The sequence below is a fragment of the Kluyvera sp. CHPC 1.251 genome, from assembly GCF_036759945.1.
Taxonomy (GTDB): domain Bacteria; phylum Pseudomonadota; class Gammaproteobacteria; order Enterobacterales; family Enterobacteriaceae; genus Kluyvera; species Kluyvera sichuanensis.
The window spans coordinates 123,179-136,262 of the sequence record NZ_JAPKIC010000002.1 but is presented as its reverse complement, the minus strand read 5'-3'; the positions used below and the strand labels follow the sequence as shown (position 1 = coordinate 136,262).

Genomic DNA, 13,084 nt, shown 5'->3' with positions numbered 1-13,084 from the left:
GCTTCGGGTCGGGCGCGAGTTCACATCCCTGTGAACCACGCCCTCAGCCCACATCCCTGTGGGCTGACCCGGCCTACAGGGAACGCTTCGGCGATTTAGACGCCACCAAAAACCGTGCGGTCTTTTAATTAACAGCAAAAACCAGTCTTTCTGAAACCGATGAGTCCCCGCTGGAAATCGGCGTGCCGCAGGCTGGAGTCGTAGGCGAGCGTAGTGCGAAGCACCGATTTCCCTGCGGGGCCGCGGGGATTGCGAAGGGGGGCGCGGCCGCCCCCCTTGGCCCGTTCACCGGGGAAGGGACTTCATATTCCACCCGACGTAAAGTGAACGGAACCCTTCACCTTACTGACAAATATCAGGTTTTTCCCCTGAAATTCGTGCAGTAAAGACTGCTACAAGGAAGGGGGGATAAGGAGAAAACCACACTAATCCCTATCAATCGCAAACGGCTGCCACGCCTGACGCACCGGCATCACCTCCACGCGGTTAATATTCATATGGTCCGGCAGAGTGGCGATATAGAACATCTGCTCGGCGATATCCAGCGCCGACAGCGGCGTGGTACCGCGATACAGCGCATCCGAAGCCGCCTGGTCGCCCTTAGTGCGCACTAGCGTAAACTCGGTTTCGGCAATGCCCGGCGCAAGGTCGGTGACGCGCACGCCGGTGCCTAACAGATCGCAGCGCAGGTTATAGCTAAACTGCTTCACAAACGCTTTGCTGGCACCGTAAACGTGGCTGCCGGGATACGGCCACTGCCCGGCAATCGAGCCGATATTAATAATGCTCGCCCCCGCACCGTGGCGAATCAGCGTCGGCAGCAGGGCGTGGGTGACGTTCACCAGCCCGGTGACGTTAGTATCAATCATGGTGTGCCAGTCGGACAGCTCCACCTTTTGCGCCGGCTGCGGCGCTAGCGCCAGCCCGGCGTTATTGATAAGGGCGGTGATATCGGCAAAGTCCAGCGGCAGCGCGGCGACGGCGGCGTCCACTGCGACGCTGTCGCGTACGTCCAGTTCAATTACATGCACCGGTACCCGCTGTGCCAGCTCGGCCTGCAGCGCTTGTAGCCTTGTGAGACGACGCCCGCTCAGCACCAGCGCCCATCCCGCGCGCGCAAATACGTGCGCCGCTGCTTCCCCAAAGCCGGAGGTCGCTCCGGTAATAAACACCACTTTACGCTTTTGCATTGTGCTCTCCTGTGCAGGTTGTTCTGGCCACTATAAAAACCGCCGCGCGGCCTGCCGAGAGCCAGTCGGCGCATGACGATGTGACACCGTTGTCACAGCGCCGCGACTACACTGGCTCTATCACTTTTTTTTCCGCCGACGACATGATGAATCACAGCCAACGGTATGCGAGGAACGACGAATGACAGAGTTGAACAACAAAGCGGTTCGCCAACTGGACAGAGAGTATGTTTTTCATTCCTGGTCGATGCAGGGCAACCTGAGCCCGCTGGTGATTGCCGGCGCGAAAGGGTGTGAGCTATGGGATTACGACGGGAAAACCTATCTCGATTTCAGCAGCCAACTGGTGAACGTGAATCTGGGCTACCAGCATCCGCGCGTGCTGGCGGCGATGAAAGATCAGCTGGAAACGCTGGTCACTATTGCCCCGGCCACCGCCAACCTGGCGCGCGGCGAAGCGGCAAAACGCATTATTGGACTGGCGCCGGAAGGCTTTAGCAAGGTGTTCTTCACCAACGCCGGGGCCGATGCCAATGAGAATGCTATTCGCATGGCGCGTCTTTATACCGGGCGCGACAAGGTGCTGTCGGCCTACCGTTCGTATCACGGTAATACCGGCAGCGCTATTGCCGCCACCGGCGACTGGCGCCGTGTGCCGAACGAATATTCACGCGGCCACGTCCACTTCTTTAACCCGTACCTCTACCGCACAGAGTTTAACGCTACCTCCGAGCAGGAAGAGTGCAGCCGCGCGCTGGCGCACCTGCGGCGGATGATCGAGTGCGAAGGCCCGTCTTCCATTGCCGCTATTCTGCTGGAGTCTATTCCCGGTACGGCGGGGATTCTGGTACCGCCGGAAGGCTATATGAAGGGCGTGCGGGCGCTGGCGGATGAGTTCGGGATTATCCTGATCCTCGATGAGGTGATGGCCGGGTTTGGCCGTACCGGTAGCTGGTTTGCCTTCGAGCAGGATGGGATCGTGCCGGATCTTGTTACCTTCGCCAAAGGCGTGAACGCGGGGTACGTTCCGGCCGGCGGGGTGATCATCAGCGATAAGATCGCTCACTATTTTGACGATCACTTTTTTGCCGGTGGGCTGACCTATTCCGGGCATCCGCTGGCGATGGCGGCGATTATTGCCACCCTTGATGCGATGAAGGACGAAGGGATCGTGGAGAACGCGGCGCGTATCGGCAACGGCGTGTTGCGTCAGGGGCTGGAGGCGCTGGCCGCATCGTCACCGCTGGTGGGCGAAGTGCGCGGGCGCGGCGTATTCCAGGCGCTGGAGCTGGTGAGCGACCGAGCGAAGAAAACGCCGCTGGCGGCAGGGGATATGGCAGAAATTAAAGGCGCATTAACCGAAGCGGGGCTGTTGAGCTTCGTGGTGGAAAACCGGATTCACGTGGTGCCACCATGCACTATCAGCGCCGAGCAGGTGCAGAAAGGGGTGGGGATTTTACACAACGTATTAGGCAATTTTGCCCATTTAGCCGTGTAGTTTTGTGCCGGGGTTCCCCGGAGTCGGCTGCGCCTCGTCCGGGCTACCAACATCGTAGCCCGGCCAAGCGAAGCGCCGCCGGGAATGGCACCGAACAGACCGTTAACTCGGGCTCCAGGTATACGGCGCCGCGATACCCAACGGCAGACCGACACCCCACCACACCAGCAGCAGGATGCTCCACGCCACAAAGAAGGCGATGGAGTACGGCATCATCATTGAGACCAGCGTGCCCACACCCGCGCCCTTCACGTAGCGCTGGCAGTAGATAACGATCAGCGGGAAGAAGACCATCAGTGGCGTAATGATGTTGGTGCAGGAGTCACCAATACGGAACGCCGCCTGAGTCAGCTCCGGAGAAATTCCCACCGCCATCAGCATTGGCACCATAATCGGCGACAGCAGCGCCCATTTAGCCGATGCTGAGCCAATCAGCAGGTTCACCACCGCCGTTAGCACAATCATACCGATAATCGTTGCCTGGCCCGGCAGCGCCAGCGCTTTCAGACCGTCGGCGCCCATCAGCGCGAACAATGTACCAATGTTGGAGTCGCTGAACGCTTTGATAAACATGGCGCAGAAGAAGGCCATCACCATGTACGAACCCATTTTGCTCATGGAGTCGTTCATCGCGCCAATCACGTCTTTGCCGGTTTTAAAGGTGCCGGAGACAAAGCCGTAGACGATACCCGGCAGAATGAAGATCAGGAAAATCAGCGGCACGATGGACTTCATAATCGGCGCGCTGTAGGAGGTCAGTGAACCGTCGGTGCCACGCAGCATCGACCCTTCTGGCCAGGCCGCCGCGGCCAGTGCCGCCAGACCGAGCATCATCACCAGCGATGCGCGGCGGAAAGCGCGGCTCTCCTGCGGCGTGACGTTAGACATATCTTCATCGTGTTTGAAGTCGCCGTCGATAGCCATTTTGCTGACGCGTGGCTCGACGATGCGCTCGGTGACCCACCAGCCAACCAGCGTAATGATGATGGAGGAGGCGATACCGAAGAACAGGTTACACAGCGTGTTTACGGTGTAGGTGCTGTCCAGCAACTGGGCGGCAGCCTGGGTAAAGCCCTGCAGCAGCGCATCGTTACCGGTGGGTACCATGTTGGCGGCAAAGCCACCGGATACGCCGGAGAACGCGGCGGCAATCCCGACCAGCGGGTGACGACCGGCAGACATAAAAATAATCGCGCCCAGCGGCATCACCAGCACGTAGCCCGCATCTGCCGCCACGTGGCTGAACATCGCCACAAAGATCAGCATTGGCGTCAGCAGTTTTTTCGGCGTCACGCGCAGCATCTTTTTCAGCGCCACGTTGATAAAGCCGGAGCTTTCCGCCACACCCACGCCAAGCATTGCCACCAGTACGATCCCAAGCGGCGCAAAGCCGGTGAAGGTGGTGACCATATTGGCCAGCGTATTGGTCAACGCTTCAGGAGAGAGCAGGTTATTCACCTTCACCGCTTCCTGCGTCATCGGGTTTATCACATCAAAGGTCACCATCGACAGCACTGCCGACAGGCCCATCACAATCAGTAAAAAGTAGAAAAAGATCATTGCCGGTTCGGGTAACCGGTTGCCAGCTTTTTCAATCGCGTTCAGAAAGCCTGTCATCAGGCGGCTTTCACCCACTTCATTCCGTGTCCGTGTTTGGGTATTCATTCGGTTCCTTAATTCAGACAATTGTTTCATTGTTTGTATGAATGTTTCAGGAGAATAATAGGGGTAATTGCTGTGCGGAACTATATTTTTATGGTGGATAAATCTGACTAAATCCGCAATTTTTGATTTTTTATTTTATCAATGAGGTTATGACTGGCGGTTGGTTCGGTATTTTCGATGGCTGGTCATATTTATGTCTGATGATAAAGGGTGATGATGCGCTGGGCATCTACGGCATACCAATGAAGGGTAAAGGTTCGGTTAATTGCGGGGATCTGCACGAAAATGTCCTGTGCGTTAATGTGGGTAACGACGGCATCGTGAAAGTTGAGCAGATGTGGGTAACGAGCAGAAAGGGCTTTGTACAGGCTCTCTTTTGCTGAAAAGGCCAGCGTCAGCAGTAGCGGGAAGGGAAGAGGGGTTGCGCGGAGATAGGCGAGTTCTTGCCCTTCGGCTATCTGATCTGCGAGGGATTCGGCAAGTGAATCCGTGAGTACTTCTTCAATATCAACGCCGACGGGCGCATGAGAAACAATGGCCAGCGCGGTATGTCCACAATGGCTGATACTGCCAAAAATCCCCGCAGGCCAAAGCGGTTCCCGGTTTGTTCCAATGCCCGGCACTGATTTCTCACCAACGGTGTGTAGCGCATAAACGGCGGCAATGCGCCCGGCCAGATGCTCGGTTTGACGTTTTTTACCCGTACGGGAAAGCTGCGCGTGATGGGGAAGCCACAGCAGGTCCTGCGGGGCGAAGGTTTCAGGCTGGAAGTCGATACGCTGAATAGCGTGAAACGTGCTGTGGTGGGTAAGCATAGAGCTCCTGAAAACCCTCCCCGAAGGGGGAGGGGAGGGACAGATTATCAGAAGTGCGTGTTGATGCTCATGTACCAGGTACGGCCCGGCTCGTTGTAGGTGTAGGCACCCGCACCGGCCATGTAGGCACCGGTTTTGGTGTCGCTCACGGTCTGGGCGTTACCTTCGCGCCACAGGCGTTTGTCGAAGACGTTGTCCACGCCGCCGGTCAGGCTGACGTTTTTGTTGACGTCCCAGGTCGCGCTCAGGCCCACGATGCTGTAAGGACTGACTTCAGCGGCGGAGGTACCGGTAACCGGTTTGCCCTGGTAGTCATATTTCTTAGGCTGCTGTTTGCCGTACCAGGTAAAGGTTGACTGCAGCGACACATCCTGACGAACCTGCCAGCTCAGGGTAGAGTTCAGCGTGTACTCAGGAATGATCGACAGACGTTCGCCGGTCTCTTTATTCTTACTTTGCAGCATATAGGTGATGTTGTTGGTCCAGCTCACCGTCTCGCTTACCGGAACGTTCAGCGTACCTTCTAGCCCTTCAACCACCGCTTTAGGAATATTTTCCCACTGATAGATATCGGTGTAGGTGGTGGTCGTGCCGCTGGTAATGGAAGTACGGCTCAGTGGAGTGGTGCCCGCTTCAATCTTGTTGCGGTAATCGTTACGGAACCAGGTCACACCCGCAAGCCAGCCATCACGCTTGAATTCCAGACCAATTTCTTTATTGACGCTGGTCTCAGCCTTCAGGTCATCGTTACCCATCATGTAACAGCCAATGCCGGTGGCTGCGCCGGTGGCGTAACAGCCCTGGCCTTTGCTGTACAGAATGTAGTTCGGGTTGAGCTGATACAGACTCGGTGCTTTATAAGCACGGGCAATACCCATTTTCAGCGTGAAGTCATCGCCTAAGCCCTGAGACAGGTTCAGTGATGGGCTCCAGTTGTCACCCACGACGCTGTGGTGATCGAAGCGCAGCGCCGGGGTCAGCATGGTACTGTCGGTCACTTCCATGTTGTTCTCAGCAAACAGCGAGAAGATCTCTGCCTGAGAATATGGGCTACGGTCGGTGCTGCTGTAGCCTGGAATATTACCGCCCATAAAGGTCTGCGTGTTGGAACTGGAGTCCTTCATACGCTGCTGGTTCCACTCGGTGCCCAGCGTCAGGTTCTGATTCACCACGAAATCGAATGGAATGTTGATTTCACTGTGCAGCGTCACATCAGCCAGATCCGTATCGCTGAACTGGTTGCTGTTAAACAGCCCTTCCAGGCCACCGGCCAGACCTTCACCCAGACGGGAGTTGCGGGTGTGTTCGTACTGTGCCCAGTTGCTGGTGGTGATGCCGTTATCCCAGCCGCCGTTCCAGGTCAGTGCATAGTTCTGGCGATACATACGGTTGGTCTCTTTACCGTAGTATTTTTTCACCAGGCCCTTGCCGCCCTTGGTGGTGTCGTTGTCGTTGTTGGTGTTCTGGGTATCGCCCGCGTACAGGTTACCCTGACGGCTGTAGCCCGCTTCGAACTCCAGCGACTGCATTGGCGCGAAGTCCCAACGTACCTGACCGTTAATATCTTTATTCTCAACGCCTTCACGACCGGCTGGCATGGTATCGGCGTAGGCCTTAGTGCGCTCTGACTGATGCCCATCGTTGATATCCCAGGCATCGGCCTGGGTTTTATCCAGGTTACCGAAGAGACGGAAGCTGAACGCGTCGCCCAGCGGCCCTGTCAGGCTGAAATTGGTACGCTTAGTAGAGCCTTCTTCTTTGTGCTCAGGGGCGTTGAAATAGGTGTTCCAGGATCCGTGCCACTCGTTGCTGCTTTTCTTGGTGATGATATTCACCACGCCGCCCGCCGCGCCGTTACCGTAACGGGCCGCCGCGGGGCCACGCAGGACTTCAATGCGTTCAATCATTTCTGGCGGAACCCAGCCGGTATCACCGCGGGTATCACGCTCGCCACGCCAGCCCTGACGCACCGAGTTACGGCTGGTGACCGGCTTACCGTCGATCAGAATCAGGGTGTTTTCCGGGCCCATACCGCGAATATCGATCTGGCGGTTGTTGCCGCGCTGGCCGCTGGTGGAGTTACCGGTCAGGTTAACGCCCGGCATGGTACGGATGATTTCGGAGACGTCGCGCGCAGGTGGGCGCTTACGAATTTCGTCGGCGGTGATGGTCGAAACGCCCGGTGCCTGCAGGTTCTGCTCGGCAGCGGTCACGACCATGGTTTCACCGTCGGCGTCCTTATTGCTGGTAGTCTCGGCGGCAAAAGCCGGAGATGCAACGCCATAAATACCCAGGTTGACCAGGAAGGCCAGGGATTTGATTTTATTATTCATTGTGTGTCCTGCTTTTCGTCGCCAACGTCCCGTCGTGATCCATTCCCAAAAGGGGAGACGCGGCAAGGTTGTATGCCAGAAGCATGGGAAAGTGCGCGGCAATACGCTATTGCAAATGCAAATAGTTATCAATAATATTATCAATAAATTTTTAGATGTAACAATAAATTCCACAATAAACATGGGGTTAACGTGGTGGAGAAGTTAACAACAGGAAGTGACGCGTGGTGGGATGCGATAAAAGGCCCGCAATATGAACGAGTTGGCGATAATTATCGCGTCACGTTCTGGTGGCGTGACCCCGCAGGCAGCGAGCGTTCATCGCCCGTTCGCCGGGTGTGGATTTACATTACCGGCGTCACCGATCACCACCACAACTCAGCCCCTCAGACCCTCGAACGTATTCCTGATACCGACGTCTGGCGCTGGACAACCACGCTGCCATCCACCTGGCGCGGTAGCTACTGCTTTGCGCCAAGCGAGCGCGATGATGATTTCTCCCCTGACATTTTTACCGCCGCCGAGCCGGACCGCCAGCAACTGCGCGAAGGTTGGCGCAAGCTGTTACCGAAGGCCATCTCCGACCCGCTGAACCCGCAAAGCTGGAAAGGCGGGCGCGGCCATGCGGTTTCCGCACTGGAAATGCCGCAGGCCCCGGAACAGCCCGGCTGGTCTGACCCAGCGACAATCTGGCCCAAACCGCAGTGCATCGCCTGGCGCAGCGAACGGTTGGGCAACCAGCGTCGGGTGTGGATTTTTGCCACCGGCGACATCAACGAAGCCGAGAGGCCGCTGGCGGTGCTGCTCGACGGCCAGTTCTGGGCCGAAAGCATGCCGGTATGGCCTGCGCTGACCTCACTGACCGACGCGAAAAAGCTGCCTCCCGCGGTCTACCTGCTGATTGACGTGATTGATAACGCGCACCGTAGCGTTGAACTGCCCTGCAATGCGGATTTCTGGCTAGCGGTGCAGCAGGAATTACTGTCGCAGGTGCAGGCGATAGCGCCGTTCAGCGCTCGTGCCGATCGGACGGTGGTGGCCGGACAAAGCTTCGGTGGCCTGTCCGCGCTGTTCGCCGGGCTGCACTGGCCGGAACGTTTTGGCTGTGTGCTGAGCCAGTCGGGGTCGTACTGGTGGCCGCATCGTGGCGGGCAACAGACCGGGGAAATTGTACAGCAGCTTGAAAGCGGTGAGTTGACCCCGCAGGGGCTGCGGATTGTGCTGGAAGCGGGCATCCGTGAACCGATTATTTTTCGCGCCAATCAGGCGCTTTTGGCGCAGCTACAGCGCACACAGCAGCCGATTTTCTGGCATCAGGTTGATGGCGGACATGATGCGCTTTGCTGGCGCGGCGGGCTGACCGCCGGGCTGATTACGCTCTGGAATAACCAGGCGGCAACGCGCGATTAACGACAGGAGTTTGGTATGCAAGTCAGTAACCCCTTCGACGTGGCGCAAGGGCAGTTTTACCTTCTGCAAAACCCTCACCGGCAGTTTAGCCTCTGGCCCCAGCAGTGTTCACTGCCGGCGGGCTGGACGGTGGTCTGCGAACCGCAGCCGCTTGAGGCGTGCAACGCCTGGCTCACCCATAACTGGACGACCCTTTATCCTGACCATTTCTCCGTCACCGGAGGCCGACCATGAGCTCGCGTTTACCGCTGATTGCCGCTCAACCGGGGATCTGGATGGCGGAAGCCCTGTCGACGTTGCCGAATGCCTGGAGCGTGGCGCACTACGTTGAGCTTAACGGGGAGGTTAACGGCGACCTGCTGGCGCGCGCTATCGTGATGGGTCTGAATCAGGCCGACACGCTGCGCATGCGCTTTAGCGAAGACAACGGCGACGTCTGGCAGTGGCTGGATGAGAGCATGGTGATTGCTGAACCGGCGTGCCACGACTTGCGCGGTGAGTCAGATCCGCAGCAGGCGGCGCTGGCCCTGATGCAGCACGATCTCTCGCAAAACAGCCGCGTCGATAGCGGCAACCCGCTCTACTGTCATCAGCTTTTGCGCGTGGGCGACAACCGCTGGTTCTGGTATCAGCGCTACCACCATCTGCTGGTGGACGGCTTCAGCTTCCCGGCGATTACCCGCCAGATAAGCCTGATTTATCAGGCGCTGGTGACAGGCGAGACGCTGCCGGAACCGGCGTTCACGCCGTTTGCCGAGGTGGTGGACGAATATCAACGCTACCGCGACAGCGAGGCGTTTCAGCGAGACAAAGCCTTCTGGGCCGAGCAGCGCAAAGCGCTACCGTCTCCGGCCTCGCTCTCGTCTGCGCCGCTGCCGGGTCGCGCGCAAAGCACCGCTATCTGGCGCATGAAGCTCATCGCCGACCGCCGGGCGTTTGCTCGACTAACCGCCTCTGCACCGCAGTGCCAGCCTGCCGATCTAGCGCTGGCGCTGGTGGCGCTCTGGCTCGGCCGTCTGTGCGGTCGCAGCGACTATGCCGCTGGGTTTATCTTTATGCGCCGTATGGGCTCCGCGGCCCTGACGGCCACCGGCCCGGTGCTTAACGTACTGCCGCTGGGCGTGACGCTGAACGGTCTGGAAACCTTGCCCGAGCTGGCAACTCGCCTCTCCGGGCAGTTGAAAAAGATGCGTCGCCATCAGCGCTACGATGCGGAACAGATCGTGCGTGATGCAGGAAAGGCAGCGGGTGATGAAGCGCTGTTTGGCCCGGTATTTAACGTCAAAATGTTTGACTATCGCCTCGGTTTCGCCGACGTTCAGGCGACAACGCATACGCTAGCCACCGGGCCGGTAAACGACCTGGAACTGGCGCTGTTCCCCGATGAAGAGGGCGGTCTGTCGCTGGAAATTCTGGCCAACCAGCAGCGCTATGATGAAGCAACGTTGCGGCAGCATATCGCTCGCTTAACCTCGCTGTTGCAGCAGTTCGCCGATAATCCTGCACTGATGTGTGCCGATGCCGAACTGCTGTCGGATGATGAATATCAGCGTCTGGCGCAGATCAACGCCACTGAAAAATCCCTGCCGCAGGCTACGCTCAGCTCGCTGGTAGCGGCTCAGGCGGCGAAAACACCGGATGCCGTGGCGCTGGTGGATGCGAACTATCGTTTCACCTATCGCGAGATGCGCCAGCAGGTAATCGCGCTGGCAAACGTGCTGCGCGAGCGCGGTGTGAAGCCTGGTGATAGCGTCGCCGTTGCATTACCGCGTTCGGTGTTCCTGACGCTGGCGCTGCACGCGATCGTTGAGGCCGGAGCGGCCTGGCTGCCGCTGGATACCGGCTACCCGGATGATCGCCTGCAGATGATGCTGGAAGACGCGCGACCGACGCTGCTGATTACCGCCGCCGACCAGTTGCACCGCTTCCCGAATATCGACAGCCTGTGCCTGAACGCCCCGCTGGCGGCGGGAGATGACCAGCCCCTCGCGCTGACAACGCCGGAACAGACGGCCTATATCATCTTTACCTCTGGTTCGACCGGCCGCCCGAAAGGGGTGATGGTCGGCCATGAGGCCATCGTTAACCGCCTGCTGTGGATGCAGGATCACTATCCGCTGACCGCCGACGATGTGGTGGCGCAGAAAACGCCGTGCAGTTTTGATGTCTCGGTATGGGAGTTCTGGTGGCCGTTTATGACCGGTGCAAGCCTGGTCATGGCCGAGCCGGAGGCGCACCGCGACCCGCTGGCGATGCAGCGCTTCTTTGCCGATTATGGCATCACCACCACCCATTTCGTGCCGTCGATGCTGGCGGCGTTTGTGGCCTCGCTGACGCCGGAAACGGTAGACAGCTGCTGCTCACTACAGCGGGTGTTCTGTAGCGGTGAAGCGCTGCCGACCTCGCTATGCCGTGAGTGGGAAGTACTCACCCACGTGCCGCTGCACAACCTCTATGGGCCAACGGAAGCGGCGGTGGACGTGAGCTGGTACCCGGCCTACGGCGAAACGCTGGCGGCGGTGTCCGGCAATAGCGTGCCGATTGGCTTCCCGGTGTGGAATACCGGCCTGCGAATTCTTGATGCCATGATGCGCCCGGTGCCGTTTGGCGTGGCGGGCGATCTCTACCTTACCGGCATCCAATTGGCACAGGGCTATCTGGGCAGACCGGATCTCACCGCCAGCCGCTTTATTGCCGACCCATTTGCCCCCGGCGAGCGCATGTACCGTACCGGTGACGTCGCGCGATGGCTGGATAACGGTGCGGTGGAATACCTTGGCCGCAGCGACGATCAGCTCAAAATTCGCGGTCAGCGCATTGAGCTGGGTGAAATCGACCGGGTGATGCAGAGCCTGCCGGACGTGGAACAGGCGGTGACGCACGCCTGCGTTATCAACCAGGCGGCGGCCACCGGCGGCGATGCCCGCCAGCTGGTAGGCTATGTGGTATCGATTTCTGGTCTACCGCTTGATACCGATACGCTTCTGGCTCGCCTGCGCGAACAGCTACCGCCGCATATGGTGCCGGTAGTGCTGTTACAGTTGAGCGCACTGCCGTTGAGCGCCAACGGTAAACTGGATCGCAAAGCGCTGCCGCTGCCGTCGCTGACGCAGAAAACAAGCGGCCGCGCGCCGCAAACGGCAACTGAACTGCGGGTTGCCGCGGCGTTTAGCCAACTGCTTGGCTGCGACATTCAGGATGTGGATGCTGATTTCTTTGCCCTCGGCGGCCACTCGCTGCTCGCCATGCGGCTGGCGGCAACGCTGAGCCAGCAAACCGGACGCAAAGTGACGCCGGGGCAGGTGATGGTGTCATCGACCGTTTGTCAGCTCAGTGCGTTGCTGGAAAACAGCGATGACGAGCAGGCGCAGCGTCTGGGCTATGAGCCGCTGCTGCCGTTGCGCACCGGCGATGGCCCAACGTTATTCTGCTTCCATCCGGCGTCCGGTTTTGCCTGGCAGTTCAGCGTGCTGTCACGCTATCTGTCGCCGCGCTGGTCGATTACCGGCATTCAGTCCCCGCGCCCGGAAGGGCCGATGCAGACCGCCGAGACATTGGACGAGGTGTGCGAACATCATCTGGCGACGCTGCTCGCCCAGCAGCCGCACGGGCCGTATTACCTGCTCGGCTATTCGCTTGGCGGTACGCTGGCGCAGGGCATCGCCGCGCGTTTACGCCAGCGCGGCGAAACGGTGGCGTTCCTCGGCCTGCTGGATACCTGGCCGCCGGAAACGCAGAACTGGGCGGAAAAAGAGGCAAACGGTCTCGACCCGGCGGTATTAGCGGAGATTGATCGCGAACGTGAAGCATTTATTGCCGCTCAGCAGGGGCAAGGCTCCAGCGAATTGTTCAGCGCGATTGAAGGCAACTACGCCGACGCCGTGCGCCTGCTGACTACCGCGCATAGCGCGAGGTTTGACGGCAAAGCGACGCTATTTGTCGCCGAGAAAACCCGCCAGGCGGATCCGCAGACGGCCTGGGGGCCGTGGGTGGGCGAGCTGGAGGTTTATCGTCAGGATTGTGCGCACGTCGACATCATTACGCCTGCGGCGTTTGAGGCGATTGGGCCGGTGATGCGGGAGATATTGGGGTAGGTATAGAAATTTCCTCCGTCCGGAAAGCGCGTCCGGTATGATCCCCTCGCCCCTTTGGGGAGAGGGTTAGGGTGAGGGG

8 protein-coding genes are annotated in these 13,084 nt (G+C 58.9%); 4 read left to right on the top strand and 4 right to left on the bottom strand.

All coding sequences use genetic code 11. The features are described from left to right. Positions 1-425: 425 nt before the first annotated feature. Complete coding sequence (locus V6940_RS05070) at positions 426-1,190, bottom strand: SDR family NAD(P)-dependent oxidoreductase (RefSeq protein WP_333495076.1); 765 nt, start codon at positions 1,188-1,190, stop codon at positions 426-428. 181 nt (positions 1,191-1,371) lie between these two features. Between V6940_RS05070 and V6940_RS05065 the strand changes: the two genes are divergently transcribed. Further along, on the top strand, positions 1,372-2,688 hold the full coding sequence (locus tag V6940_RS05065) for an aspartate aminotransferase family protein (RefSeq protein WP_333495075.1): 1,317 nt from the start codon (positions 1,372-1,374) through the stop codon (positions 2,686-2,688). 102 nt (positions 2,689-2,790) lie between these two features. On the opposite strand, the gene V6940_RS05060 is transcribed toward V6940_RS05065, so the two are convergent. From V6940_RS05060 to V6940_RS05050, 3 genes are all read right to left on the bottom strand, one after another. After that, entirely contained in the window at positions 2,791-4,353 is a 1,563-nt protein-coding gene (locus tag V6940_RS05060; RefSeq protein ID WP_333495074.1) for an AbgT family transporter, read from the bottom strand. Between the two features lie 191 nt (positions 4,354-4,544). Continuing rightward, positions 4,545-5,168, bottom strand: coding sequence for an enterobactin synthase subunit EntD (gene entD, locus V6940_RS05055; protein WP_333495073.1), 624 nt, complete (start codon positions 5,166-5,168; stop codon positions 4,545-4,547). A 47-nt stretch (positions 5,169-5,215) separates the two neighbouring features. After that, positions 5,216-7,501, bottom strand: a complete 2,286-nt coding sequence (locus V6940_RS05050) for a TonB-dependent siderophore receptor (protein WP_333495072.1) — start codon at positions 7,499-7,501, stop codon at positions 5,216-5,218. A 195-nt stretch (positions 7,502-7,696) separates the two neighbouring features. Between V6940_RS05050 and fes the strand changes: the two genes are divergently transcribed. The 3 genes from fes to entF are packed head-to-tail and all read left to right on the top strand — an operon-like array spanning position 7,697 to position 13,005. Then, on the top strand, positions 7,697-8,911 hold the full coding sequence (fes, locus tag V6940_RS05045; RefSeq protein ID WP_333495071.1) for an enterochelin esterase: 1,215 nt from the start codon (positions 7,697-7,699) through the stop codon (positions 8,909-8,911). 15 nt (positions 8,912-8,926) lie between these two features. Then, on the top strand, positions 8,927-9,145 hold the full coding sequence (locus V6940_RS05040) for an MbtH family protein (RefSeq protein WP_333495070.1): 219 nt from the start codon (positions 8,927-8,929) through the stop codon (positions 9,143-9,145). Then, a complete protein-coding gene (gene entF / locus V6940_RS05035; RefSeq protein ID WP_333495069.1) occupies positions 9,142-13,005 on the top strand; it encodes an enterobactin non-ribosomal peptide synthetase EntF in 3,864 nt (1,287 codons plus the stop codon). Before V6940_RS05040 ends, entF begins: the two co-directional genes overlap by 4 nt. Positions 13,006-13,084: the final 79 nt, after the last annotated feature.